Annotated in this window: 21 protein-coding genes; 17 read left to right on the top strand and 4 right to left on the bottom strand. The window is 64.1% G+C overall.

Annotated features, from left to right (window positions below; translation table 11 throughout):
* Positions 1-21: 21 nt before the first annotated feature.
* Together ACZY0X_RS30550 and ACZY0X_RS30555 are read left to right on the top strand one after the other, a co-directional pair.
* A complete protein-coding gene (locus ACZY0X_RS30550) occupies positions 22-1,200 on the top strand; it encodes an acyl-CoA dehydrogenase family protein (protein WP_463775748.1) in 1,179 nt (392 codons plus the stop codon).
* A 392-nt stretch (positions 1,201-1,592) separates the two neighbouring features.
* Complete coding sequence (locus tag ACZY0X_RS30555; RefSeq protein WP_463775750.1) at positions 1,593-2,585, top strand: NADPH:quinone oxidoreductase family protein; 993 nt, start codon at positions 1,593-1,595, stop codon at positions 2,583-2,585.
* Between the two features lie 70 nt (positions 2,586-2,655).
* Here ACZY0X_RS30555 and ACZY0X_RS30560 read toward each other — a convergent pair whose 3' ends face one another.
* Together ACZY0X_RS30560 and ACZY0X_RS30565 are read right to left on the bottom strand one after the other, a co-directional pair.
* Positions 2,656-3,906 carry a bifunctional 3,4-dihydroxy-2-butanone-4-phosphate synthase/GTP cyclohydrolase II gene (locus ACZY0X_RS30560; RefSeq protein WP_463775751.1) on the bottom strand — a complete coding sequence of 417 codons (1,251 nt, stop codon included), beginning with the start codon at positions 3,904-3,906 and terminating at the stop codon, positions 2,656-2,658.
* Positions 3,907-3,928: 22 nt separating this feature from the next.
* Positions 3,929-4,426 carry a flavin reductase family protein gene (locus ACZY0X_RS30565; RefSeq protein ID WP_463775753.1) on the bottom strand — a complete coding sequence of 166 codons (498 nt, stop codon included), beginning with the start codon at positions 4,424-4,426 and terminating at the stop codon, positions 3,929-3,931.
* Between the two features lie 280 nt (positions 4,427-4,706).
* Here ACZY0X_RS30565 and ACZY0X_RS30570 point away from each other — a divergent pair, with 280 nt between their 5' ends.
* The 4 genes from ACZY0X_RS30570 to ACZY0X_RS30585 all read left to right on the top strand — a co-directional run bounded on the left by ACZY0X_RS30570 (position 4,707) and on the right by ACZY0X_RS30585 (position 11,834).
* Positions 4,707-6,875, top strand: a complete 2,169-nt coding sequence (locus ACZY0X_RS30570) for a molybdopterin-containing oxidoreductase family protein (protein WP_463775754.1) — start codon at positions 4,707-4,709, stop codon at positions 6,873-6,875.
* A gap of 82 nt (positions 6,876-6,957) precedes the next feature.
* Positions 6,958-8,076, top strand: a complete 1,119-nt coding sequence (locus tag ACZY0X_RS30575) for an LLM class flavin-dependent oxidoreductase (RefSeq protein WP_463775756.1) — start codon at positions 6,958-6,960, stop codon at positions 8,074-8,076.
* The gene (locus tag ACZY0X_RS30580) at positions 8,073-10,241 is read left to right on the top strand and encodes a molybdopterin-containing oxidoreductase family protein (protein ID WP_463775758.1); all 2,169 of its coding nucleotides are present in this window, start codon (positions 8,073-8,075) and stop codon (positions 10,239-10,241) included. The genes ACZY0X_RS30575 and ACZY0X_RS30580 overlap by 4 nt, the downstream gene beginning before the upstream one ends.
* Before the next feature lie 81 nt (positions 10,242-10,322).
* On the top strand, positions 10,323-11,834 hold the full coding sequence (locus tag ACZY0X_RS30585; protein WP_463775760.1) for an AMP-binding protein: 1,512 nt from the start codon (positions 10,323-10,325) through the stop codon (positions 11,832-11,834).
* Between the two features lie 9 nt (positions 11,835-11,843).
* Here the strand turns inward: ACZY0X_RS30585 and ACZY0X_RS30590 are convergent, their stop codons facing one another.
* Together ACZY0X_RS30590 and ACZY0X_RS30595 are read right to left on the bottom strand one after the other, a co-directional pair.
* Complete coding sequence (locus tag ACZY0X_RS30590; protein WP_463775762.1) at positions 11,844-12,512, bottom strand: TetR/AcrR family transcriptional regulator; 669 nt, start codon at positions 12,510-12,512, stop codon at positions 11,844-11,846.
* Positions 12,513-12,521: 9 nt separating this feature from the next.
* A complete protein-coding gene (locus ACZY0X_RS30595) occupies positions 12,522-13,820 on the bottom strand; it encodes a cytochrome P450 (protein WP_463775763.1) in 1,299 nt (432 codons plus the stop codon).
* 124 nt (positions 13,821-13,944) lie between these two features.
* Here ACZY0X_RS30595 and ACZY0X_RS30600 point away from each other — a divergent pair, with 124 nt between their 5' ends.
* From ACZY0X_RS30600 to ACZY0X_RS30650, 11 genes are all read left to right on the top strand, one after another.
* On the top strand, positions 13,945-14,358 hold the full coding sequence (locus tag ACZY0X_RS30600) for a nuclear transport factor 2 family protein (RefSeq protein ID WP_463775765.1): 414 nt from the start codon (positions 13,945-13,947) through the stop codon (positions 14,356-14,358).
* Entirely contained in the window at positions 14,355-15,044 is a 690-nt protein-coding gene (locus ACZY0X_RS30605; RefSeq protein WP_463775766.1) for an SDR family oxidoreductase, read from the top strand. Before ACZY0X_RS30600 ends, ACZY0X_RS30605 begins: the two co-directional genes overlap by 4 nt.
* Before the next feature lie 34 nt (positions 15,045-15,078).
* Positions 15,079-16,182 carry an LLM class flavin-dependent oxidoreductase gene (locus ACZY0X_RS30610; RefSeq protein WP_463775768.1) on the top strand — a complete coding sequence of 368 codons (1,104 nt, stop codon included), beginning with the start codon at positions 15,079-15,081 and terminating at the stop codon, positions 16,180-16,182.
* A gap of 267 nt (positions 16,183-16,449) precedes the next feature.
* Complete coding sequence (locus ACZY0X_RS30615; protein ID WP_463775769.1) at positions 16,450-17,469, top strand: alpha/beta hydrolase fold domain-containing protein; 1,020 nt, start codon at positions 16,450-16,452, stop codon at positions 17,467-17,469.
* 1,065 nt (positions 17,470-18,534) lie between these two features.
* Positions 18,535-19,281, top strand: coding sequence for an MlaE family ABC transporter permease (locus tag ACZY0X_RS30620; protein ID WP_463775771.1), 747 nt, complete (start codon positions 18,535-18,537; stop codon positions 19,279-19,281).
* Positions 19,278-20,132: an ABC transporter permease gene (locus ACZY0X_RS30625; RefSeq protein WP_463775772.1), complete on the top strand. Its 855-nt coding sequence runs from the start codon at positions 19,278-19,280 to the stop codon at positions 20,130-20,132. The genes ACZY0X_RS30620 and ACZY0X_RS30625 overlap by 4 nt, the downstream gene beginning before the upstream one ends.
* A gap of 5 nt (positions 20,133-20,137) precedes the next feature.
* Positions 20,138-21,562: an MCE family protein gene (locus tag ACZY0X_RS30630; protein WP_463775773.1), complete on the top strand. Its 1,425-nt coding sequence runs from the start codon at positions 20,138-20,140 to the stop codon at positions 21,560-21,562.
* A gap of 27 nt (positions 21,563-21,589) precedes the next feature.
* Positions 21,590-22,618: an MCE family protein gene (locus ACZY0X_RS30635; protein ID WP_463775774.1), complete on the top strand. Its 1,029-nt coding sequence runs from the start codon at positions 21,590-21,592 to the stop codon at positions 22,616-22,618.
* Positions 22,615-23,892 (top strand): MCE family protein, encoded by a 1,278-nt coding sequence (locus ACZY0X_RS30640; protein ID WP_463775776.1) that lies wholly within the window; start codon positions 22,615-22,617, stop codon positions 23,890-23,892. The genes ACZY0X_RS30635 and ACZY0X_RS30640 overlap by 4 nt, the downstream gene beginning before the upstream one ends.
* On the top strand, positions 23,892-25,220 hold the full coding sequence (locus ACZY0X_RS30645; protein WP_463775777.1) for a virulence factor Mce family protein: 1,329 nt from the start codon (positions 23,892-23,894) through the stop codon (positions 25,218-25,220). The genes ACZY0X_RS30640 and ACZY0X_RS30645 overlap by 1 nt, the downstream gene beginning before the upstream one ends.
* Positions 25,217-26,356 carry an MCE family protein gene (locus tag ACZY0X_RS30650; RefSeq protein WP_463775778.1) on the top strand — a complete coding sequence of 380 codons (1,140 nt, stop codon included), beginning with the start codon at positions 25,217-25,219 and terminating at the stop codon, positions 26,354-26,356. The genes ACZY0X_RS30645 and ACZY0X_RS30650 overlap by 4 nt, the downstream gene beginning before the upstream one ends.
* Position 26,357 lies beyond the last annotated feature (1 nt).

The following is a 26,357-nucleotide window of genomic DNA, read 5'->3' on the forward strand; positions in this document are numbered from 1 at the left end:
GACGAGAGAGGTCCCGAAACGATGACGCTAGCCGAGTTACGAGGACGGGTCGAGGAGTTCCTGGCGGCCCACAATGTTGAGACGACGGAGCGAGTGGACTTCCTGCGCGCCCGCTTCGACGCCGGACTGGCTCGGGTGTCCTATCCCGAGGGGCACGGTGGCTTGAGCCTGCCCGCGGCCTGGCAACCCGAGGTCGATGCATTGTTGGATCTGGCTGGCGCGCCGAACAATAGACCAGAATCGAACATCATCGGGTTGGGTATGGCGGCGCCGACGATCCTGGCCTTCGGTACCGAGGAACAGAAGCGGCGTTACCTGCGACCGTTGTGGACCGGGGAGGAGATCTGGTGCCAGTTGTTCAGCGAGCCCGGCGCCGGCTCGGACCTCGCAGCGGTCGCCACCCGTGCCGTGCCTGACGGTGACGAGTGGGTGGTCAATGGCCAGAAGGTGTGGACCTCGGACGCACAGAACGCCCGGTTCGGGATCCTGCTCGCTCGCAGCAACCCCGACATCCCCAAACACCGCGGAATGACGTTCTTCCTGTGTGACATGAATGTTCCCGGTGTCGACGTGCGCCCACTGCGGCAGATCACCGGGGAGGCGGAATTCAACGAGGTCTTTCTCACCGATGTGCGGATCCCGGACAGCCAGCGGCTCGGTGACGTGGGTCAGGGTTGGGCAGTGGCCAATGGCACGCTCAACAACGAGCGGGTGGCCATCGGCGGTCAGGCGACCCCGCGCGAAGGCGGGCTGATCGGTGTCGTCGCCAACACGTGGCGCAGTCGCCCCGAGCAACGGACGCCGGAGCTGCACGACCGACTGATGCGGCACTGGGTGGATGCCGAGGTGGCCCGCCTCGCCGGGACGCGGTTGCGGCAGAAACTCGCGCTGGGTCAGCCCGGTCCCGAGGGGTCGGCGATGAAGCTGACGTTCGCTTCATTGAACCAGCAGTTGACGGGCTTGGAGCTGGAGCTGCTCGGCGAGGAGGGCTTGCACTACTCGGACTGGACGATGGTGCGGCCCACCAGCGTCGATCTCTGCGGCCGCGACGCGGGCTACCGCTACCTGCGCGCCAAGGGCAACTCTATCGAGGGCGGCACATCGGAGATCCTGCGCAACATCATCGCCGAGCGGGTGTTGGGTCTGCCCAGCGAACCCCGTGTCGACAAGGACATTCCATGGAAGGAGATGGCCAAGTGAGTGAACTCGATCTGCTCCCAGTGGCCGTCACCAGGTCGGTCGAGGTTGGACTGGCCGGCTTGCTCGTGCCCGAGGCGGACGGTGAACAGGTGAATCTACCCCGGCGATGAGGGAGTTACCTAGTTCTGCGCTGAAGTCGTTGTGCATCAACAGAGTTCGCTCGCCCGAGGGCTACGTATCGGTGGCAGCGGACCCCTGAGGAATTCGCCGAAAGTCGGGCGGACCACCGACTTGAACTTGACGTCAACTTCATATTAGATGTGTTGAGGTACCTCGCTGAACGGATCGAAGCCGAAGCTGATCGCGTCGCTTCGAAACCAGTTGCGGCAGTCGTCCGACGAATCGGTGCCACTTTCGAACCAAAAGATGTTTGAACCAAGGGATTGAGAATTATGAAGGCCTGGCGTGTTGAAGAATTGGGTCAGCCTCGCGAAGTGCTTCGACTCCACGAAGTAGATGAGCTGCAACCAGCGCCCGGGCAGGTGCGGGTGCGGGTACTTGCGGCCGCCGCGAACTTCGCCGACGTACTGCTGTGCCTCGGTGAGTATCAGGTGAAACCTCCCCTGCCCTTCACTCCCGGCTTGGAACTATGCGGTGAAATAACGGCGCTGGGCGACGGGGTGTCCGACTTCAATATCGGTGATCGGGTGATCGGCGTCGCCACTCAGGAGCACGGCGGATTCGCCGAATCGGCAATCATGCCGGTATCAACCATTTTCCTCGCGCCGCGGTCGTTGGACGATGCAGAGGCTTCGGTACTGACCGTCGGCTACCAGACTGCCTGGTTTGCGCTGCACCGCCGCACGCAATTGCAACCGGGCGAGACAATGCTGGTGCACGCGGCGGCAGGCGGTGTTGGTAGCGCTGCCGTGCAGTTGGGCAAGGCAGCCGGAGCCACCGTGATCGGGGTCGTCGGGGGTGCCGACAAAGCTGCCTACGCTGCCGAACTCGGAGCAGATATCGTGGTGGACCGCCGTGAACAGGACTTCGTCGAAGTGGTCAAGGATGTCACCGGTGGTCGCGGGGCGGACGTGGTGTTCGACCCGGTCGGCGGCGAGTCGTACACGAAGTCGACGAAGTGCATTGCGTTCGAGGGACGCATACTCATCATCGGTTTCGCAGGTGGAACCATTCCGGCACCCGGCCTCAACCATGCACTGGTCAAGAACTATTCGATCATTGGCCTGCACTGGGGGTTGTACAACACCAAGAACTCTGCTCCCGTTCGAGAGTGCCACGAGGAGTTGACCAGGTTGGCGGACCTTGGCGTGGTCAGACCGCTTGTCGGCGAACGACTTGAGCTGTCAGATGTCCCTGATGGCCTTGCGCGCCTCGGCGAGGGAAGCACCGTAGGCCGGCTGGCCTTCGTGGCTGAGGTCGACTGACTGACTGTTATCCCGGCGTGACCCGACAGCCAGGCCGATGCCGTGAAGCATCCAGTGAAGCGCGTCGCGGTCAGGGCGCCGTCAGCGCTGGGGGCAGGTTATGTCCCATGCGGTCCCGTTTGGTGCTCAGGTAACGCAGGTTCTGGTCGGTCACCGTGGTCGGCAGGCTGACGCGCCCGACGATCGTCAGGGAAAATCCGTCCAGCCCGCCATATTTGGCGGGGTTGTTGGTGATGAGCCGAAGCCGGCGAACACCCAGATCGGCGAGGATCTGCGCCCCGATGCCATAGCTACGGGCATCCACCGGCAGTCCCTGCGCGAGGTTGGCCTCTACCGTGTCCATCCCGTCGTCTTGGAGGGCATACGCACGTATCTTGTGCGCCAACCCGATTCCGCGGCCCTCATGGCCACGCAGGTAGACCAGGACCCCGCAGCCCTCGTCCACGATGGCCTGTACCGCGCTGTCGAGTTGGTCGCCGCAGTCGCAGCGCAGTGAGCCGAGCACGTCTCCGGTGAGGCACTCGCTGTGCACTCGAACCAGCACGCCGTGCGACGAGCGTCCGGCGGCCGCAACGTCGCCGAGTACCAACGCCAGGTGCTCAAGCCCGTCGACCGTGCTGCGGTAGGCGACAGCGCGAAAGGAGCCGGCACGGGTGGGCAGCGCCGACTCGGAGATGGGCTCGATAGTCCGCTCTGTGGCCTTGCGATGGCGGACCAATTCGGCAATTGACACCATCGGCAGACCGTGTTCGTCGGCAAATGCCCGCAGCCTCTCGCCGCGCCGCATCGAGCCGTCGGTGTCGACGATCTCGCTGATCACCGCGACTTCGGGACGTCCGGCCAGCCGCAGTAGGTCGACGGCGGCTTCGGTATGTCCCTGCCGCACCAACACCCCGCCGGCCCGCGCGCGCAGCGGGAAGACGTGTCCGGGCCGTCGCAGATCCGACGGGGCTGTCGTCGGATCTGCGACGGCGCGTGCAGTGCGGGCGCGATCACGCGCCGACACTCCGGTCCCGGTGTCGACATGATCGACCGAAACGGTGAACGCGGTGCCATGGGTGTCTTCGTTGTGGGCCACCATCAGCGGCAGGTTCAGCCGGTCGGCGCGGTCATCGCTGAGGGGCACGCACACGATTCCGGTCGTGTGCGTGACGAGGAAGGCCATCTGCTCCTCGGTCACCAGGTCCGCCGCCACGACCAGGTCACCCTCGTCTTCGCGGTCCTCATCGTCGACGACAACGATCATCCGGCCCTCAGCCAACGCAGCCACCGCGGCATCGACCGCGGCTCCGGGGCCTATCGACGTTGATTGTGCCCTCATGTCAGGTCACCTCCTGGCTATCTCACGCGACCGCGAGCCGACGAAACCGGCTGAGATGGAAGACAAGCGGTGCAACGTCGGGGTTGGCGCGCAGCCCCGCGATCTCGAGCAGCACGATCGCATGGTCGCCGGCACGCACCTCCGAATGGATGGAGCACTCCAGCCACGCGCTCGCACCATTGATGAACACGGCGCCGTTTTCGGTTGTGCCCCAGTCGACATCGGCGAACCGATCACCATTCTTCATCGCCAGCGATTGGCATTGGCTGTGCTGTTCCTCGGCGAGCACGCTCAAGCCCAGCCTGCGCCGGCCACGCAGGAGCGGCCAGGTTGCCGAACTGTTCTGCACGCACACGGACACCAGTGGCGGGTCAATCGACACCGACGTGAACGAGCTTGCGGCAATCCCCACGGGTTGACCGTCGAAGAGCGCACACACTGCTGCCACCCCGGAAGGGAAGCAGCCGTAGGCATTCCGCAGCTCTGACGAGTCCGCGGGCACCGGTTCCATGGTGATCATCGTCAGCTCCGTCCCTGTCTCACGTGACGGTCATCGAACACGCAGGGGCCGGGCGACCCCAAGAACCGCCGGCGCACCGTCTGTCGCCGTCGACGGTGCACGTCGCGCCGCCAAGCGAAACTTATCACTCTGTTAAGTGGTCGTCAATAGAAAGTTTCGGCATTGCATCGGAGGCCAATCCACCGCGGTTTTCCTCGTTGACGAGTCACTTAACACCGCGATAAGTTAGCGTCATGTTCCTGCGACTCAACAGTGCGAAAGAGGGAGTGGGCCAACCGCGATGACTGCCGACGACGGTTCGAAGACGATCACCACTCATTGCCGGTACTGCCTCGCCGTATGCGGCGTGACCGTGACCCTCGATGACCAGGGCAAAGTGGCGAAGATCGCCCCGGACAAGGAGAACCCGCACACCCGCCATGACTTCTGTGCGAAGGGACGCACTGCGGGAGAGGTGATCTCACATCCCCGACGGATCACCGCACCGATGCGACGCGTTGGTACGGGGTACGTGGAGGCGACGTGGGATGAGGCCATCCGCGACATCTCCACGCGGCTGAACGCGATCATCGACCGCGACGGCCCCGACTCCGTGGGCAGTTACTGGGGCAACCCAGGCGGTGGAAACCCCTGGAACGTCCCGTTTTTCAATGCATTCCTGGATGCGATCGGGACCCGTCAGCGCTACCACGTGGGCTCCACAGATCAGAACAACTTCCATCTCGTCGCGGAGGAGCTGTACGGGTCGCCCTGGCTGGCGCTGGTGTCTGATGTCGATGACTGCGACTTCTTCGTCGTGGTCGGCAGCAATCCCGCTGTGAGCGCATCACTGTGGATCGAAATCGTCCCGGGTGGGTGGCGGCGGATGCTGGACCGCCAGTCGCAGGGCGCCACCATCGTCGTCGTCGACCCGATCAGGACCGAGTCCGCTGCCGCGGCTTCCGAGCATCTGGCGATCCGGCCGGGCCAGGACTGGGCGCTGCTGCTCGCGATGCTCAAGGTGATCCTCGATGAGGGGTTGGAACACACCGCCGACTGCGCCGAACTCAACGGGATGGACGATGTTCGGCATCTCGTGGCGGAGGCGGATCTGGCGGATCTGGCTGCGCGCTGCGATATCTCGGTCGAGACCATCCAGGATCTGGCCCGTCGGTTCGCCACCGCCCGCACCGCGCAACTGGTCACCAGAACTGGTGTGTCACACCACGTCACCGGCACGATCGGGGAGTGGCTGGGACGATTGCTGGTGCACGTGACCGGGCGGGCGGACCGGCCCGGCGGCCAGTTCTACAACCCCGGATTCGTCAACGTCTCCGGGCTCGCCCCCCGACTGTTTCCGAAGACGGGCCACATCAGCCGGGTCGCCGGCCGACCCACGGTGGCCGGTGCGCACGCCCTCGCCGAACTAGCCGACGAGATCCTCACCCCGGGTGAGGGCCGAATCCGCGCGATGGTGATCGATGCCGGGAATCCCGTGATCGCCGGTCCCGACGGTGCCAAACTCGACCGGGCACTGGAGGATCTCGAATTCCTCGTCGCCGTCGATCTGGTGCAACGGGAGAGCCACCGCCATGCGGACTGGCTCATCCCCGGTACCCACTGGCTCGAACGCGACGACCTCTGGACGCTGACCAACCAGTTCCACGACATGCCGTACGTCCAGTACGGGCGGCGCGCCGTGGACGCCCCACCCGGGGTACGCAATGAGTGGGAGTTCTTCACCGATCTCACGCTGGCGATGCGCAGGCCGCTTTTGGGGATGCGCGGGGTCAACACGTTCGTGAAGACGACTAGGGCACTGTCCCGAATCCTCAATAGGCCGGGGCTGGCTTTCCACCCGTCGTGGATCGACCGACTGATGGTCAGGATGAGCAAGCGAATCAAGTACAAGGAGATCTTCGATCACCCGCACGGCTGGGTGTTCGGGGAGCGGGAGTTCGGGCATCTGAAGAACAACCTGCTCACCCCGGACAAGAAGATCCACGCTGCGCCGAAGCAGTTCGTCGATGAGTGCCGGCGTCAGCTGCGGTCGCCGCGTCCGCAGGCACCGGCGGGTTACCCGTTCCAGCTCTCCAACAAGCGCAGCAGGCACTCGATGAACTCCTGGCTCAACGAGGTTCCCGGGCTGCACAAGAAGGACCGCGGGAACGACGTCGAGGTTCATCCGAAGGACGCCGCCGAGATAGGGGTCGTCGACGGTGACCGCGTCCGGATCAGTTCGACGGTGGGCTCCCTGGAGACGACCGTGCAGATCAGTGACGCGCCCCGGCCCGGTGTCGTGGTCATGAAGCACGGTTGGGGATCACGGATCTTCGACCCTGTGAACGGTGGCGCGCCGGAGTCCTTCGGCACCAACCGCAATCTGCTCGTGTCCAACGACAACCTGGATCCGTTGTCCCAGAATCCGGCACTGTCTTCGACTTTCGTCGCCGTCGAGCGGATTGATTGATCTCCGTGGTGATCGACCGGTCTGACCGGTGTGTCCCAGATGGATTCCTGACCTAAGTAATGAACTTTCGAGGAGACGGTAGATGAGCCAGCCAGATTTGACCCCGAGCGTCACGTTGATGATGGGCAATATGCATGAGGGGTTGAGTGATCACGACTTCATGCACGAGGAGATGCGTCTCGCCATCGCGGCCGAGGATATGGGTTACAGCACGGTGTGGTGCGTTGAGCATCACTTCGACGGGCGGTACTCGATGTGTCCGGACAACTTTGTCTATTTGGCCTACCTGGCGGCCAAGACCAGTCGGATCAAGCTGGGGATCGGTGCGTGCATTCTGCCGTGGAATGATCCGCTGCGGGTCTCGGAGAAGATCAATCTGCTCGACATCATGAGCAACGGTCGGGTGGAGGTCGGTTTCGGCCGGGGCTTGGCGCGCAAGGAGTATGCCGGGTTCGGTATCGACATGGCCGAGGCGCGGGAGCGTTGGGATGAGTCCTACGCGATGATCACGCGCGCGCAGGAGACCGGTTTCATCAGTGGTGAGGGGCCGCACTATCCGCAGCCGCACACCCAGATCGCTCCGTTCTCGGGGATTCCGCTCACGGGTCGGACCACTGAGATCGCGATGTCGGAGGAGTCGCAGCTGGCGGCCGCTCGGCTGGGGATCAGGATGGCCAGTTTCACTCAGTTCCCGATGCCTCAGATCGCGCCGCAGTTGCAGCGTTACCGCGAGGTCTATGAGGAGTCCAACGGTGTGCCCGCGCCGCCGCCGATGATGGCCGACATGATCACGGTGCACGAGGATGCCGAGGAGGCTGAGCGGTTGCATCGTGAGGCGATCGGGGCGTACTTCATGGTCCTGATGGGCCATTACGAGCTCGATGGTGATCACTTCTCGGGCACTAAGAGCTATGAGTCCTACGCCCAGATGTCGAAGTTGTTCAAGGAGGCCGGGTTGGAGAACGCGGCTGAGGGCTACATCCAGGCCAACACCTTTGGGACTCCCGAGCAGGTGTTGGAGAAGCTGCGTGCCAACCTCGAGGTCGCCGGTGACTATGACCTCTCGGTGGTGTTCTCGCTGGGTGGTCGTTCCTACCCCGAGGCCGAGAAGGGTATGCGTCTGTTCGCCCAGAAGTGCATGCCCGAGTGGATCAAGATGCGCACACAACTCCGGCAACCGGCGGTGGGCCTGCCCCGATGACTACCACCGACGGCTTGAAGACGATCACCACCCACTGTGGATACTGCAATGCCGGTTGCGGGGTGGTTGTGACCCTCGATGACCTGGGCAAGGTCGCGAAGATCGCCCCGGACAAAGAGAATCCGCACACCTGGCATGACTTCTGTGCGAAGGGACGCACTGCGGCGGAGGTGATCTCACATCCTCGACGGATCACCGCGCCGATGCGACGCGTCGGCACCGAGTACGTGGAGGCGACGTGGGATGAGGCGATCCGTGACATCTCCACACGGCTGAACGCGATCATCGACCGCGACGGCCCCGACTCGGTGGGCTGCTACATGGGCAACCCAGCCGCCTTCAACTCTCCGAACGTTCCGTTCAACAACGCATTCATGGACGCGATCGGGACAGGCCAGCGCTACCACGTGGGTTCGGTGGACGAGAACAACCTGCATGTCGTCTCGGAGGCCATGTACGGCTCCTCGTGGCTGCTGTTGGTGTCTGATGTCGATGACTGCGACTTCTTCGTCGTGGTCGGCAGCAATCCTGCTGTGAGCGTGGCGATGTGGATCGAGGTTGTCCCCGGTGGGTGGCGGCGGATGCTGGAACGCCAGAAACAGGGCGCCACCATCGTCGTCGTCGACCCGGTCCGAACCGAGTCCGCCGCCGCGGCGTCGGAGCATCTGGCGATCCGGCCCGGGCAGGACTGGGCGCTGCTGCTCGCGATGCTCAAGGTCATCCTCGATGAGGGCCTGGAACACACCGCCGACTGCGCCGAACTCAACGGGATGGACGATGTTCGGCATCTCGTGGCGGAGGCGGATCTGGCGGATCTGGCTGCGCGCTGCGATATCTCGGTCGAGACCATCCAGGACCTGGCCCGGCGGTACGCCACCGCCCGCACCGCGCAACTGGTCACCAGAACCGGTGTGTCACACCACGTCACCGGCACGATCGGGGAGTGGCTGGGACGGCTGCTGGTGCACGTGACCGGGCGGGCAGACCGGCCCGGTGGCCAGTTCTACCAACGCGGATTCTCCAACACCGCCGCGCTCGCGCAGAAGATGTTCCCGGAATCCAAGCACATCAGCCGGGTAGCCGGCCGGCCCATGGTCGCCGGTGCGCATACCCTCGCCGAGCTCGCCGACGAGATCCTCACCCCGGGCCGGGGCCAAATCCGCGCGATGGTGATCAACTCGGGAAATCCCGTCGTATCCGGTCCCGACGGTGACAAGCTCGACCGGGCGCTGGAGGATCTCGAACTGCTCGTCGCCGTCGATCTGGTGCAACGGGAGAGCCACCGCCATGCGGACTGGCTCATCCCCGGTACCCACTGGCTCGAACGCAATGACCTCTCGATCCTGACCAATCAGTTCCGGGACGAGCCCTACGTCCACTACGGGCGGCGTGCCGTGGAGGCCCCACCCGGGGTGCGCAACGAGTGGGAGTTCTTCACCGATCTCACGCTCGCCATGGGCCGGCCGTTGTTCGGGGTCCGCGGGGTCAACACGTTCGTGAAGACGACGAGAGCCCTGTCCCGAATTCTCAATCGGCCCGGGCTGGCGTTCCACCCGTCGTGGCTCGACCGGCTCCTGGTCCGGATTGGCCGACGAATCAAGTACAAGGACATTCTTGATCACCCGCACGGCTGGGTGTTTGGTGAGCGGGAGTTCGGACATCTGAAGAACAACCTGTTCACACCGGACAAGAAGATCCACGCTGCGCCACCGCAGTTCATGCGCGAGTGCCGGCGCCTCATGCGCCTACCGCACCCGAAGGCGCCGGAGGGGTACCCATTCCAACTCTCCAACAAGCGCAGCAGGCACTCGATGAACTCCTGGCTCAACGAAGGGCCGAGCCTGCACAAGAAACACCGCGGGAACGATGTGGAGATCCACCCAAAGGACGCTGCTGAGATAGGGGTCGCCGACGGTGACCGCGTCCGGATCAGTTCGACGGTGGGCTCCCTGGAGACGACCGTGCAGATCAGTGACGCGCCCCGGCCCGGTGTCGTGGTCATGAAGCACGGTTGGGGATCACGGATCTTCGACCCCAAGAACGGTGGCACGCCCGAGTCCTATGGCTCCAACCGCAATCTCCTGATCCCCGACGACAACCTGGATCCGCTGTCGCAGAGTCCAGCCATGAATTCGACTTTCGTCGCCGTTGAACGGGTCGACTGAATTCCGTTGTGATCCCGGGCATCCCGATACCGCGCCGAGTGTCGGCGTGCGTAGAACCGCATCATCGGAAGAGGTATTGACATGGTCAACGTCATGACGCCGTTGCTCAGCCACGCCGACCGGCGGCCCGAGCACGTTGCGGTGCAGGGCGCGCAGAGCAGTTGGACCTACGCACAGCTCCGCGACGCCGCCCTGGCTTACGCCGGGGCGCTTCGCCGGCAGGGCATCGGACCGGGAGACCGCGTGCTGCTGATCGCACCGACCGTGCCGGAGTTCGTCATCGCCTACCTCGGCATTCACGCGTTGGGTGCAGTCGTGGTTCCGGTCAACACCATGTCGACGAGGGCAGAGCTGGAGTACTTCATCGGTGACGCCGGCTGTTCGCTCGTCGTCGCATGGCACGACCTGGGCTCCGCCAGTGCCGACGCCGCCGCAACTGCTGGCATTGCCCACGTGAGCCTGGCCGAGGGCGCGGCAGTGGCTGGTGACGTGAGCCCGGCCGGGGTACATGACCGCTCGATTGACGACGTGGCCGTCATCCTTTTCACATCCGGAACCACCGGCCGGCCCAAGGGGGCCGAGTTGACCGTCGGGAACGTGCTGTCCGCAGCAGAGATCTCCGCACGGCTCACCGACGCCACACCCGAGGATCGGGTCGGAACCGGCCTGCCGCTATTTCACGTGTTTGGTCAGACGGCGGTGCTGATGTTGGCGCTCACCGCCGGTGCAACGATGTCGCTGCTGGCACGGTTCTCGGCCGGAGCGATGCTGGACATGCTGCGCAGCGATCGGCTCACCATTATGTGTGGGGTCCCGACTATGTGGAATGCGATGCTGCACGACGCCGGCGACGCGACCGCCGCGGACTTCGCCGATCTTCGCCTCGCCATATCCGGGGGCGCGTCGTTGCCGACCGAGGTCGCCAGGGCGTTCCAGGAGAAGTTCGGCTGCACGTTGCTCGAGGGGTACGGGCTGACTGAGACCACCGCCGTCGCGGCGTTCGGCGGCGCCACGGCTCCGTCCGGGACGGTCGGCCTGGCGGTGTTCGACACCGAGATTCAGATCCGCGACCTAGCGGGCCAACCGATCGCGGTGAACACCGCCGGTGAGGTGTACATCAAGGGCCCAACGGTGATGCGCGGCTACCACAATCGCCCGGAGGCCACCGCCGAGGTGTTGTCGGCAGACGGATGGTTGCGCTCCGGCGATATCGGAGAGATGGACGCCGAGGGCAACCTGCGGATCGTGGACCGGGCCAAGGATCTGATCATTCGCGGCGGGTACAACGTGTACCCCAGTGAGGTCGAGGCGGTGCTCTACGAGCACCCGGACATCATCGAGGCTGCTGTCGTTGGCATCGCGCACGAGCATTACGGCGAAGAGGTCGCTGCGGTCATCGTCGTCCACCCAAGCTCACCCCAGGACGGGCCCGCGATCACCGCGTGGTCGCGAGAGCGGTTGTCGGCCTACAAGATTCCACGCGTGGTGAAGTTCGTCGACGAGTTGCCGAAGGGCTCCACCGGCAAGATTCTCAAGCGCGCGATCGACCGCGAGCCGCTGGTCAGAATCCTGGCCGACCGGCCCGCGAAGTAGCAGACCGACTCACGGCGCCGTGGGGACGATGCCGTACAGCGAACCCAGCCACATCGTCTCGAGCGGCAGGATTGCTGAGTGCTCGTCGGGAAGGTCGTCGCTGAGCGCGCGGCCTGCGATGTAGAGCGCGTGCTCGGACGACCACAGGAGTGTCGTGACCAGTGGTCCGGTGGCCGGGCCTGGAGGAGCGATCCCAGCTTCGCGGTCGGCATCCAGCTGGGCTCCGATGGCGCGGGCGAAGTAGGCGATCGTCTGTTTCGAGGCCGACATCATCTCGGGGTCCGCGTACCGAAGCTCAACGGCCGCCTCGAACACCGAGCGGCGCGGCATCCAGGCGTCGGCCATGGCGCGCAGGCCCTGCCGGATTGCGTCCGGCGGGGTCTGGTCTGCCGGGCGGTTCCAGATCGGGGTCACCGCGTCGTACATCTCGGCCGCGGCGACCTGGTACAGCTCGAGCACGATCTCCAGTTTGGAGGCGAAATAGGAGTAGAACGTCGGGCGTGAGACACCCGCCTCCTGTGCGATGTTCTCGACCGAGAACTCGTGCAGACGACCCCTGTTCAGCAGGCGTGCCATGGAGTCGAGGATCTCGGCCCGCACGGGCGCCGACCGCCGGTCGGGTCGCGCGCGGAGATCCGGAAGTGAGGTACTCGCTGCATTCTCCTGCTCCCGCGTCACACCGATACGTTAGCTCGCTGGCCGGAACGTGACCGGCAGCGAGACCAACCCTGCGAAGGTGAAGGACGGGAGGGGTGTGAGCACTGTGCCGTCCACCAGCTGGATGTCCTCGAGCCGCTGCAGCAGCGACGTCACGGCGATCGTGGCCTCCGCCCGCGCCACATGCGTGCCCGGGCAGAAGTGCCGACCGTGGCCGAAACCCATGTGCTTGCGCACGTTCTCCCGGTAGATGTCGAAACGCTCCGGTTCTGGGAAGACCTCGGGGTCGTGGCCTGCCGCGCCCCAGCAGAGGCCCATCGTGGCGCCAGCCGGGATCTCGACATCGCCGACCTGGACTGGCGCCGTGACGATTCGGCGGCCGAACTGGGCCGGTGACTCCAGGCGCAGCGTCTCCTCAACGGCGTTCGTCACGAGTCCGAGGTCGGCGCGGACCGCCGCCATGGCCTCGGGCTGCTGCACGAGGTGGCCGAGTGTCAGGGTTATCAACTGGGTCGTCGTGTGGACGCCCCCACCAATCAGCTGAACGACCATCGCGAGGATCTCACTCTCGTCGAGCCGGCGTGGTCCGCTGATCACGGCACCGTCGGCGTCGACATCGTCCAGGGTGAGCTCGGCGTGAATGATCGCGTCGATGAGGTCATCGGTCCGGGTCTTCCGTCCCTGCTCGATCCGCGCGAGCAGGTACTCCTGCACCTCCTTGATCGAGCGGCCGACAACGAGTCGCTGCTCGTTGTCCAGCACATCCCCGACCCCCGCCGCGATGTGGTCGACCCAGCGCTTGAAGTCCTCCATGTACGCGGTGTCGATACCGAGCAGATAACCCATCACCTGTGACGGCAGCGGCGCGGCGAACTGGGACACCAAGTCGCAAGTCCCGTCGCCGGCGAAGGACTCGATCAGGGTGTCGGCCATCTTCTCGATCATCGGGCGCATAGCGCGGACCCGAGCCGGCGTCAACGCCTTCGCGCACAGCGCCTTGGTCCGCGTATGGGTGGGCGGGTCGGCGAACAGCATCACGTTGGCCATCTGCTGCATCGAGTCGCTGAGCTCCTGAACCTCCGGCGAGAAGGGCTCCGGGCTGATGCCCATCAGCTTCATGCCGTCCGGTCCGTGGAACTGGTTGGACAGCGAAGGCTCGTCGCTCAGCGCAACGAGATCACTGTGACCCGAGACGATCCAGCCGGCGAGCCCCTCGTCACGGACCGGGTTCTGGTCGGCGTGCAGCTCGGCGTAGTAGCCAAACGGACATTCCATGACCTCGGGATCCATCAGGTGCCGTTGGGGTAGGTCGCTGGCCGATCGGGTCATGAAATCTCCTATTGACAGGTTACTTAACGCGGCGATAAGTTGCAGCTTAACAGCGTGATAAGCAGTTGACAACGGTCAGCAATTGAAATCGGGCGAGCGTGACAACCCGAGGTGAGGAGTGCTCATGGGACAAGTTCTGGACACGGCGGCCACCGCCGTCGTCGGGCGGTTCATCGATGCGGTCTCGGTTATGGACGGCGAGGCAATGGCCGCGGTGCTGCACCCCGACATCGTGGTGATTGAGCCGGAAAGCCTGCCCTTCGGTGGGGTCTATCGCGGTGCCGAGGTGTTCTTCAACACCCTTCTTCCCCAGATCGCGGGCGCTTTCTCGCTCGGCGTGGAAGGCGCAAGGATCCTCGACGGTGGCAGCACCGCGGCGTGCCAGATGACCGCGGTCTACACATCGCATCGCACCGGTTCTGTCATCCGGATGCCCTACGTCGAGGTCTACGAGGTGGTTGACGGGCTGATCGCCAAGGCCGACGTGTACCCGCAGGACGTCACTGAGTTGACCCGCTGGATGGAGGCCAACCGATGACCCGCAAGGCATTGGTCACCGGTGCCGCGCGCGGGATCGGTGCGGCCACGGCGAGACGGCTCCGCGAGGACGGTATGGACGTCGTGACGCTCGATATCGCGCCCGGTTGCGACCTGACGCTCGACGTCTTCTCCTCCCCGCTGGATCCCGAGCTGTTTGCCACATTCGATGTTGTCGTCGCCAACGCGGCGATCGTCAGCACTGTCGCGCCATCGCAGGACATGACCGCAGAGCAGTGGCAGGGCGATATCAACGTGAACCTGACCGGCGCGTGGCGAACCATCCAGGCCGCGCTCAGCGGTATGCGCGAGCGGCGTTTCGGTCGGATCATCGCGATGTCCTCCGTCGCCGCGGAGGGTGGGATGCCAGGGCAGGCCGCCTACGCGGCATCCAAGGCGGGACTGCTCGGCCTGATCAGGACGCTTGCCGCCGAGCAGGCGCGGCACGGCATCACCGCGAACGCGGTATCCCCGGGCGGGACCGACACCGAGGCGATGAAGTCCCTTCCCGAGGAGGTCCGCGCAGGCATCGTCGCCGGCATTCCGGCGGGTCGGTTCGGCACCCCAGAGGAAGTGGCGCACCTGATTTCCTTCCTGGCCTCCGACATGGCCGGTTACGTGACCGGCGAGACCATCGGTATCGACGGCGCGCTGGGCTTGACCGGTGTGTCCCAGATGGATTCCTGACCCCTATGTATCGAACTTCGCGAGGAGACTGAGTATGAGCCAGCAGGATTTGACCCCCAGCCTGATGTTGATGATGGGCAATATGCATGAGGGGTTGAGTGAGCACGATTTCATGCACGAGGAGATGCGCCTCGCCATCGCGGCCGAGGAGATGGGGTATCGGGCCGTGTGGTGCGTCGAGCACCACTTCGACGCACGGTATTCGATGTGTCCGGACAACTTTCTCTACCTGACCTATTTGGCGGCCAAGACCAGCCAGATCAAGATCGGGGTCGGCGCGTGCATCCTGCCGTGGAATGACCCGCTGCGTGTTTCGGAGAAGATCAACCTGCTCGACATCATGAGCAATGGACGGGTGGAGGTCGGGTTCGGTCGGGGTCTGTCGCGCAAGGAGTATGCCGGGTTCGGCATCGACATGGCAGAGGCGCGGGAGCGTTGGGATGAGTCCTACGCGATGATCGCCAAGGCGCAGGAGACCGGCTTCATCAGCGGTGAGGGACCGCACTACCGGCAGCCGCACACCCAGATCGCCCCATTCTCGGGGATCTCGCTCACGGGCCGGACCACCGAGATCGCGATGTCGGAGGAGTCCCAGCTGGGGGCGGCTCGGCTGGGGATCAGGATGGCCAGCTTCATCCAGTTCCCGATGCCCCAGATCGCTCCGCAGTTGCAGCGTTACCGCGAGGTCTATGAGGAGGCCAACGGTGTGCCCGCGCCGGCGCCGATGATGGCCGACATGATCACGGTGCACGAGGACGCCGAGGAGGCCGAGCGGCTGCATCGGGAGGCGATCGGCTCGTACTTCATGGTTCTGATGGGGCATTACGAGCTCGATGGTGATCACTTCGCGGGCATCAAGAGCTACGAGTCCTATGACCAGATGTCGAAGCTGTTCAAGGAGGCCGGGTTGGAGAACGCGGCCGAGGGCTACATCCAAGCCCAAACCTACGGGACGCCGGAGCAGGTGCTGGAGAAGCTGCGCGCCAACCTCGAGGTCGCCGGTGACTACGACCTCGCGGGCGTGTTCTCGCTGGGCGGTCGCCCGTACGCCGAGGCCGAGAAGGGTATGCGGCTGTTCGCCCAGAAGTGCATGCCCGAGTGGATCAAGATGCGGTCACAGCTCCGCCAACCTGCCTGAGAAGCCAACCGGGACAACGGTCGAAGACAGTTCGAGCGAGGCAGTACCAACTGCCGGTACTGCCTCGCCGGACATCGAGCGAACGTGGCCCGGGTCTGAATTCACGCCGCGGCGGTTGGTCTGTCCGGCGATACCTCCAGTCGAAAAGGGGACCCGATGACAACACTGCCGCAATCAGCCACGAATGGTCCGAAGGACGGGAGCTTGCCGGGACGTCTCGGGGATCCCACCCTCGAACTGCATAGCGATCCTCGTAGCGATCCCCGGATGGTCGAAGCGCTGGCTCCGTTCCAACTCGACCGAGCCACTCCCACAACGCCATTCGACTCCACCGCGCCACTTTCGGCACAGCTGGGTTTCCTCGACGAACTCGAGGGAGGCTTCGGCGCGGTGTTCGGCGCGTTGTTGGGCGGGGCGCCCGCGATCGACGGTGTCGTCGAATCGAGCGTGACGATCACCGGAGTCGACGACAACGAGATCGTTCTCTTTATCAGTCGGCCTGCCACCGCGACGGCACCGATTCCGGGGGTGCTGCACATCCATGGCGGTGGCATGGTGTTCCTGTCCGCGGGCGGCCCGGAATATGTACGCTTCCGCAACGCGATCGCCCAGACCGGTGCCGTCGTGATTGGGGTTGAATTCCGCAATGCCGCCGGAGTTCTCGGCCCGCATCCGTTCCCGGCTGGGCTCAACGACTGCAGCTCGGCCCTGCGCTGGATTGACGAGAACCGCGAGGAGCTGGGCATTTCCACCCTCACCGTCGCGGGAGAGTCCGGCGGAGCGAACCTCTCCCTGGCGACCGCACTCAAGGCCAAGCGGGACGGCCACTTGCACCTGATCGACGGCGTCTATGCACAGGTGCCCTACATCTCGGGACAGTATGGCGCCCCGGAGGCTCAACGCGTACGCGAACTGCCCTCCCTGGTCGAGAACGACGGCTACCTGTTGTCCTGCGCCCTGATGGACATCATGGCCACCGTGTACGACCCCGCCCGTAGCCATGACACAGACCCGCTGTGCTGGCCGTATCACGCCACAGTCGAGGAGTTGCGCGGGCTGCCACCGCATTTCGTATCGGTCAACGAACTCGACCCGCTCCGCGACGAAGGCCTGGCCTATCTGGGCAAGCTCGAGGAGGCCGGCGTCCGCACCGGCACTCGCACCGTCGAAGGGGTTTGTCACGCCGCGGATGTCATCCTTCCGGTGCACATGGCCGACGTCTACGAGGCTGCTATCGCCAGCATCCACGACTTCATCTACGGCCTCGATGGCGGGCAACGGCAATGAGCCAACGCGCCGTGGATCCGATTGGGGCCGGGCCGCGATCAAGGCGCGCTACGGAACCTTTGTCAATAGTGGCATTGACGAAGGCTGTGGGTGGCGGTAGCGTCGCTGGGCATGGCCGTCGATGCGCGAGAGTCTGACCGTCGGTGCGAATGAGCCATCGACCACCGAAATGCACCGCAGCGTGGCCCGCGCACTCGGACGCCCAACCCATCTCAACGGGGCATTGACCCACCGGGACTGCACGGCGGCTTGAGCACCCGCACCCAAGTGAACCAAGCGAAAGCCTATTTGACCCACGCGATCGGAGATGAGAGTGAACAGGCAAGTCCGATTGGCGAAACGTCCGGTGGGTAGGGCCGCCACAAGGTGATCATGGTGCGCAACAATCTAAGTCATTCATCTCCCCGCTGTAGAACGCCACCGGGAACTCCTCGTAGTGCCAAGTCGATGCGTGCCCGTCCGACGAGTCGCTCACCCTCCCTTGTGCTGTGGGCGCATTCACGCGCTGTGCTGTAGTCAGCAAGCCGACGTTCCTCGATCTCAACTACATGTGCGATCAGCGGTTGTCCGGCGGGTCACGTGATGATGCTGTGCGGTGGTCGGCACTTGGCGTGAGTGTCCCGAACGATCCAAAGGTGACGAAAATGCCTGTGGCAGAGCGGGTTCACGCTAATCGGGTGATTGACGGACCATGTGTGCGATTTGCACGAACGACTATTGAACCAACTGCCGCAACACCATTGACGCGTGATGCGGGTCACGGTAGCCTCCCTGAACATGACCATCGAGTCTAGAGCTCGAGCCGGTGAACCGGCTGGCAGCAAACCAGCGCCAGCCGTTCGCGATCACCGCCTGTAGGGGCGACATCCAATGACGGGGTAGCGATCCTCACTCGCCCTCGTTGACGGCATACACCGAAAGATCCACAGCTCCACAGTCATATCGCTCCATAGGCGCCGTCCGCGGCGAGGGCGTCGGAAGACAACTCCTCGTTCCGGGCAAGCGGCCACCAGCGGCATCGCCGCGTAAACAGAGGAACCGAAGTTGATCGGTAGAGATACTGCGATGAAACCGCTCCGCGGGGTCGGTGGCTTCTTTGCGATGTCACTGGACACGTTCGTGTTGATGTTCAAGCCGCCGTTTGCGTGGCGCGAGTTCCTCACCCAGTCATGGTTTGTCGCAAGAGTATCGCTGCTACCGACGTTGATGTTGTCCATCCCCTTCACCGTGCTGTTGGTGTTCACGTTCAATATTCTGTTGATCGAGTTCGGGGCTGCGGACTACTCAGGCACTGGCGCGGCGTATGGCACCGTCACTCAGTTGGGCCCAGTGGTGACAGTGCTGGTGATCGCCGGCGCCGGGGCGACTGCGATGTGCGCCGACCTCGGTGCCCGGACGATCCGCGAGGAGCTGGATGCGCTGCGGGTCATGGGTATCGACCCGATCCAGGCGTTGGTGGTGCCGCGGGTTCTGGCCGCCACGTTCGTGGCGGTGCTGTTGTCGTCGGTGGTCATCCTCGTCGGCATTGCGGGCGGCTTCTTCTTCTCGGTTTTCGTTCAGCACGTGACTCCGGGCGCTTTCGCGGGTGGGATGACGATCATCACCGGCCTGGCGGACGTGGTGACTGCACTGATCAAGGCGGGACTGTTCGGCCTGGCCGCGGGGTTGATCGCCTGCTACAAGGGCATTTCGGTCGGCGGCGGGCCGGCTGGCGTTGGCAATGCGGTGAACGAGACAGTCGTTTTCACGTTCGTGGCGTTGTTCGCAATCAACATTCTCGCGAGCGCCGTGGGTGTGGAGGTCACGCTATGAGTCAGGTAGTGCTGCGCTCGCGATTCCCGCGGCTGCACCGTAGGTTGCGTCGCTGGTCGGACAGCTGGGTTCAGCTGGGCGTACAGACGCAGTTCTTTGTCGAGACGCTCGCCTCGATCGGTGACGTCTTCCGCCGATATCGGACCGAGTTGCTGCGCCTGATCGCCCAGATGGGCCTGGGCTCTGGAGCTTTGGCGGTGATCGGCGGAACGGTGGTCATCGTGGGATTCCTGACGTTGACCACCGGGGCGCTGGTTGCTGTCCAGGGATACAACCAGTTCTCTCAGGTCGGCGTGGAGGCTCTGACAGGTTTCGCATCGGCGTACTTCAACGTTCGATTGATCGCTCCGCTGACCGCGGGAATCGGCTTGGCGGCGACCATTGGTGCGGGGGCGACTGCCCAGCTGGGAGCGATGAGGATCAACGAGGAGATCGACGCCCTGGAGGTGATGGGTATCCGATCGGTGGCCTATCTGGCGTCGACCCGAGTGATTTCGGGCATCATCGTGGTGATCCCGCTGTACTGCGTGGCCGTCCTCATGTCGTTCTTCGCAGCGCGTTTCGGTACGACTTATGTCTACGGGCAGTCGACTGGCGTGTATGACCACTACTTCAACACCTTCTTGAGTCCGACTGACCTGATCTGGTCGTTCTTCCTCGCGGTCACGATGGCCGTCGTCATCATGCTGGTCCACACGTACTACGGGTTCACGGCCAGCGGCGGCCCAGCCGGGGTCGGCGAGGCAGTTGGGCGTGCAGTGCGCACCTCGTTGGTGGCCTCGGCCCTCGCGGTCCTATTGGTTTCGCTGGCCATCTATGGCCAGTCCGGCAACTTCAACCTCTCGGGATAGCGACTATGGGTACCAAGAGTCTGTATGCGCGCATCCACCCCGGCTGGTGGTCGGCCGGCCTCATCGTCACGCTGATTGCCGCCGTTCTGCTCTGTGTCGGCCTGTTCGCGGGAACCTTCCGGAAGTTCGTCTCAGTCACGCTGACCTCGGACCGATCCGGCCTCGTCATGGAGTCTGGCGCAAAGGTCAAGATGCTCGGCGTCCAGGTCGGACGCGTGGCGGGCATCGAAGGTGGCCGGCAGCCGGTGAGCCTGAAGCTGGACATCTATCCCGACCAGGCCGGCCGAATTCCCGCCAACGTGCAGGCGGAGATCCGTGCGACGACGGCGTTCGGAGCCAAGTACGTCGAGCTGATCCCACCGGCTGATCCGAGCGCGCACGGACTCACATCAGGCGCGGTGCTGCAGTCACGCAATGTCAGCACCGAGGTCAACACGGTCTTTCAGAGTCTGCTCGGAGTTCTGGATCAGATCGACCCGTCGAAGTTGAACGCAGTGCTGAGCGCAATCGCCGAGGGCGTACGGGGGAAGGGTGAACGCATCGGCGAGGCGACCGTCGACGCCAACCAGGTTCTGTTGGCCGTCAACCCGCGGATGGACCAAGTCGCGGAGAACTTCAGGTCGTTGAAGGGCTTCGGCGACACCTATAGTGCTGCGGCAGAGGACATCCTGGCGACGCTGGACGCCGCCAGCACCACCAGCGCGACGATCACGAACCAATCCGACGCGCTGGACAGCCTGCTCCTCAACGCAATTGGCTTCTCACGCAGCGCAATCGGACTGCTGGAACCCCACGCGAACACCTTCGTCGACGCAATCAACACGCTGGAGCCGACGACAGATCTGCTGCTGAAGTACGACCCGTCGTACACCTGCATGCTCGTGGGCGCGCACTACTACCTTGAAAACGGCGCCTACGCCTCGATCGGTGGAAACGGCCGCAGCCTGGTCGCCGATGCCGGACTGCACTTCGGCAAGGATCCATACAAGTTCCCGGAGAATGTGCCCGTCGTTGCGGCGAAGGGTGGGCCGGGTGGCAAGCCGGGGTGTGGGTCGCTTCCCTATCCGGCTAAGCAGTTCCCGGTGCGCCAGCTGGTCACCAACACGGGTTGGGGCACGGGTCTCGACATCCGCCCGAATCCGGGGATCGGGAGCCCCTTCTATGTCAACTGGCTCCCCACGACTCGCGGGGTGCCAGAACCGCCGAGCGTACGGGGTGATGGGCCGCCGGCAATTGGACCGGTGCCCTATCCGGGAGCACCGCCATATGGGGCGCCTCTGTTCGGGCCGGACGGATTGCCGCTATGGGCCGCGCCACCGCCGGGTGCGCCGCCGCCTCCAGTACCCGGCGTGCTGAACCCGCCGCCACCGTACGGAACCGGTACCGGACCGAACCCCGGTCCGTCACAAGAAGCGCCACCAGGACCGTGACCGAATGAGCGACAGAGGAATGACGCGGTGAGAGACAAGTTGGGTGGCGTGATCTGGCGCCTCGGGTTGTTCGTGATGGTGTGCCTACTGGGGACATTTGTCCTGCTGACGCTGTTCGCGCAGCTGCGATTCCAGAAGGAGGCGACGTACCGTGCCGACTTCACCAGCGTGAGTGGGCTACAGGCGGGTGACTTCGTGCGCATCGCCGGTGTGGAGGTCGGCAAGGTCAAGAACATATCTCTCAACAAGGAGCGCCTCGCGGTCGTGGAGTTCACGGCCGATGAGTCGGTCGTTCTGACCGAGGGCTCTCAAGCGGCCGTTCGCTATGACAACCCCATCGGCGGTCGATTCATGGAGCTCCGCGAAGGCACCGGAAGCCTCAAGCGGCTCAATCCCGGTCAGGCGATCTCCAAGGACCGCACCGAGCCGGCGTTGGATCTAGACGCGCTCGTCGGCGGCTTCCGCCCGCTGTTTCGCGCCCTCGACCCCGACCAGGTGAATCTGCTCACCGGCCAGTTGATTGACGCGTTCCAGGGGCAGGGTGCGACGATCAGTTCGTTCCTGTCCCAGACCGCCGCCCTGACCAACACATTGGCCGACCGCGACGCGTTGATCGGACAGGTCATCGGCAACCTGGACACCGTGCTCGGGTCCATGAGCAAGCAAAGCGATCAGTTCGCGAAGGCGGTCGACTCACTGTCGGAACTCGTCGATGGTCTCGCGGAGCGCAGGACCGATATCAGCGATGCGGTCGCCTACACCAACGCCGTCTCCGGCTCTGTCGCCGATATGCTCAGTCAAGCCCGCCCGCCACTGAAAACCGTTGTGGAACAGTCGGACCGGGTTGGCAGCATCGTGGTGGCGGATCACGAGTACTTCGACAATCTGCTCAACACGCTGCCCGATGCCTACCAACGTCTTGCGCGACAGGGGCTACAAGGCGACTTCTTCTCCTTCTACATCTGCGACCTGTTCCTCAAGGTCAACGGTAAGGGCGGTCAACCCGTCTACGTCAAACTGGCTGGCCAGGACTCGGGACGGTGCGCGCCGAAATGAAACGCTTCTCTGAAGGCAATCCAGCGGTGATCGGCATGATCGGCGTGGCGACGGTCGCTGCGGTCGCCGTCGGGGCACTGCAATACAAGAACCTGCCGTTCTTCGATACCGGCAGGGAGTACTCCGCATACTTCGCCGAGGCCGGCGGCCTCAAGACCGGCGCGGCCGTGCAGGTGGCCGGACTTCGGGTTGGTGCCGTGGAAGGCGTCGACTTGGACGGCACCCACGTCGTCATCACGTTCAAGGTTGATGATGACGTCGACCTCGGTGATCGCGCTGAAGCCGCGGTGAAGACGAAGAGTCTGCTCGGAGCGAAGATCCTCGAGATCACCCCCCGTGGTGACGGAAGACTCTTGGCACCAATACCGTTGGAGCGAACGACACCGGCTTATGAACTTCCCGATGCGCTCGGTGATCTGGCGACCACCATCGGCGCGTTGAACACCGATCAGCTCAATGAGTCGCTGACGACCCTGGCCCAGACATTTCAGAACACTGCACCTGATCTACAGGCCGCGGTGGCAGGCGCGGCTCGGTTCTCGCAGACTCTCAACGAGCGGGACTCGCAACTGCGTGACCTTCTGGCGAACGCCAACAAAGTGACCGGGGTGCTGGCCAAGCGTACCGACGAGGTCGTCGGTCTGATTGCAGATACGAACGCACTGCTGGCGCAGCTACAGACACAAAGCGCTGCATTGGACCAGTTCTCGGGCAACATCTCCGCGCTGTCTCGGCAGGTGTCAGGACTCGTCGAGGACAACCGCGACACGCTGAAGCCTGCGCTGGACAAGCTCAATGGTGTCCTCACGATTGTCGAGAACCGCAAGGGGCAGATCCAGAAATCGATCAAACTGCTCAACTCCTACGCGATCCAACTGGGAGAGGCGGTCGCGTCTGGGCCGTACTTCAAGGCGATCCTGGCCAATCTGCCGCCCGGACAGTTCATTCAGCCGTTCGTGGACGCCGCGTTCTCCGATCTCGGCCTGGACCCGAATGTGCTGTTGCCGACGGAGCGAATCGATCCAGAGACGGGTCAACCCGCAACGCCGGCGCTTCCTATGCCCTACCCCCGGACAGGGCAGGGTGGTGAGCCCAAACTCACTCTGCCAGACGCGATCACGGGTAAGCCGGGAGACCCTCGGTACCCCTACCGCGAACCACTGCCGGCACCCGCGCCAGGCGGCCCGCCGCCGGGGCCACCCGCAATCGGGCCGGATGGACCTCCGCCCGCGATCCCGGCGACAACCCCGGGTCCGACAGACGGAGAGCAGTGATGACCAGCCGCGTTCTCAGCGCACGTTTTGGCCTTGCGATCATCCTGAGTCTCACTCTGATCGCCGGCGTCGTGGTGGCCATACGCTCGGTGCCCGAGCTCGGGCGCACTCACCTAGTGGCGTTCTTCGACAACAGCAATGGCATCTTTCCCGGTGATGAGATCCGCGTGCTCGGTGTTCCCGTGGGGAAGATCGACACAATCGAGCCCCAGCCCGAACGCGCGAAGATCACATTCTGGGTCAGTGACAAGTACAAGATCCCTGCCGACGTCAAGGCCGTGATCATCTCGCCTCAACTGGTGTCGGCGCGAGCCATCCAGCTGACGCCCGTGTACACCGGCGGTCCGGAGTTCCCCGACAACGGCGTGATCCCCGAGAGCCGGACCGCGGTTCCAGTTGAATGGGACGAGTTTCGGGAACAGTTGCAGACGCTCACCGACACGCTGCAGCCGACAGATCCCGGGGGCGTGAGCCCGCTGGGCGGTTTCATCACCACCACGGCCAACAACCTGCGTGGCCAGGGTGCGAGCATCCGCGACACCATAGTAAAACTGGCGCAGGCCTTCTCGGCGCTCGGAGATCACAGCAGTGACATCTTCGGCACGGTCAAGAACCTGTCGATACTCGTGACGGCACTGCAGTCCAGTTCGGACCTCATGGGTCAGCTCAACCGAAATCTGTCGACGGTCACCTCAGTACTGTCCAACAATCCCGATGAACTCGGGCAGGCCCTCGGCGACATTTACAGTGCCGCGGGCGACGTTCAGGAGTTCGTTGCCGAGAATCGCGACGCACTGGGCACGACATCCGACAAGCTGGCGTCGATCACCTCCGCACTCAATGACAGCCTCGACGACATCAAGCAGACACTGCACGTCCTGCCAAACGGGATGCAGAACTTCGTCAACATCTTCCAGCCTGGCAGCGCCGCGGTCACCGGCGTTCTGGCGGCGAACAACTTCGCCAATCCGATCTCCTTCTTGTGCGGCGCAGTACAGGCGGCATCTCGGCTCAATGCCGAGCAGTCGGCCAAGTTGTGCGTGCAGCATCTGGCACCCATCGTCAAGAACCGCCAGTGGAACTTTCCGCCCATCGGCATCAACCCGGTCGTCGGCACGATGGCACGGCCCAACGAGATCACCTACAGCGAGGACTGGATGCGCCCCGACTACCGTCCGGCACCGCCGCCGCAGCCGGCCCCGCCGTCGGACGCCCCGCTGGCCGCCGAGTCTGACACGCTGTCCGACGCCGCCCAGCCCGGCCCGCCCCCAACCGATCCCGCCGCCGGGTTGCCCGGATTGATGGTCCCCGCCGGAGCGGGTTCATGATGCGCCAGGCCGGTCGGCGCACCGGGGTGGCGGTGGTCCTGCTGGCCTTGGTGACTGGTTTGTCCGGTTGCGGCTGGCGAGGAGTGAACTCGCTGCCGCTGCCGGGCACCGAAGGTGGCGGGCCCGGTGCCTTCCAGGTGCAGGCGCAGTTGCCCCAAGCCACCAACCTGGAGCAGAACTCGCGTGTCCGCGTCGGCGACGTCACGGTGGGCAATGTCAGCAAGATCGAACGACAGGGCTGGCATGCGCTGATCACCTTGACCCTCAACGGAAACGTGGACTTGCCTGCGAACGCGACGGCGAGAATTGGCCAGACCAGCCTGCTGGGCACGCTGCACGTCGAGCTTGCCCCGCCGGTCGATGTGGCACCGGAAGGCAAACTGCACAACGGATCCCTGATCCCGTTGCAGAACGGTGGCAACTACCCGACCACGGAGCAGACGTTGGCCGCGGTGTCGATGCTGCTCAACGGCGGCGGCCTCGGGCAGGTCCAGGACATCACCGAGGCGTTCGGCACTGCCTTCAAGGGCCGGGAGCAGGACTTGCGCAGCTTTCTCGACCAGATGAGCGTCTTCGTGGGACATCTCAATGCTCAGAAGGACGACATCATCTCGGCCACCGACAGCCTCAACGCCCTGGCTGGCCAGTTTGCAGCCCAACAACCCGTTGTCGACAAGGCTCTTGACACCATCCCCGACGCCCTCGAAGTGCTCAAAGGCGAACGCGAGGATCTGACTGAGGCCTTCGACCAGTTCGGCAAGTTCAGCGCACTGGCGGCCGATGCGGTGGACCGGAGCAAGGAGAACGTCGTCAAGGAACTCAATGACATTGGCCCAGTGTTGAAGTCGCTGGCGGATGCGGGACCGGCGCTGACACGTTCGCTCAGCTACCTGTCGACCTATCCGTTTCCGAAGGAGACTGTCGAGAACTGGGTGCGCGGAGACTATGTGAACCTGAGTGGGATCTTTGATCTGACCCTCAGCCGCATCGATGCGTCGATGTTCACCGGGACCCGGTTCGAAGGAAAACTGACCGAGCTGGAGATGCGCTGGGGTCGGACGATCGGCCAACTACCCAGCCCGTACACCGCCGGAAACCCACTCCTCGTTCCCTACCAAGCCGACCAGGGGCGCTGAG

It is taken from the genome of Mycobacterium sp. IDUB_39 (genome assembly GCF_055419205.1).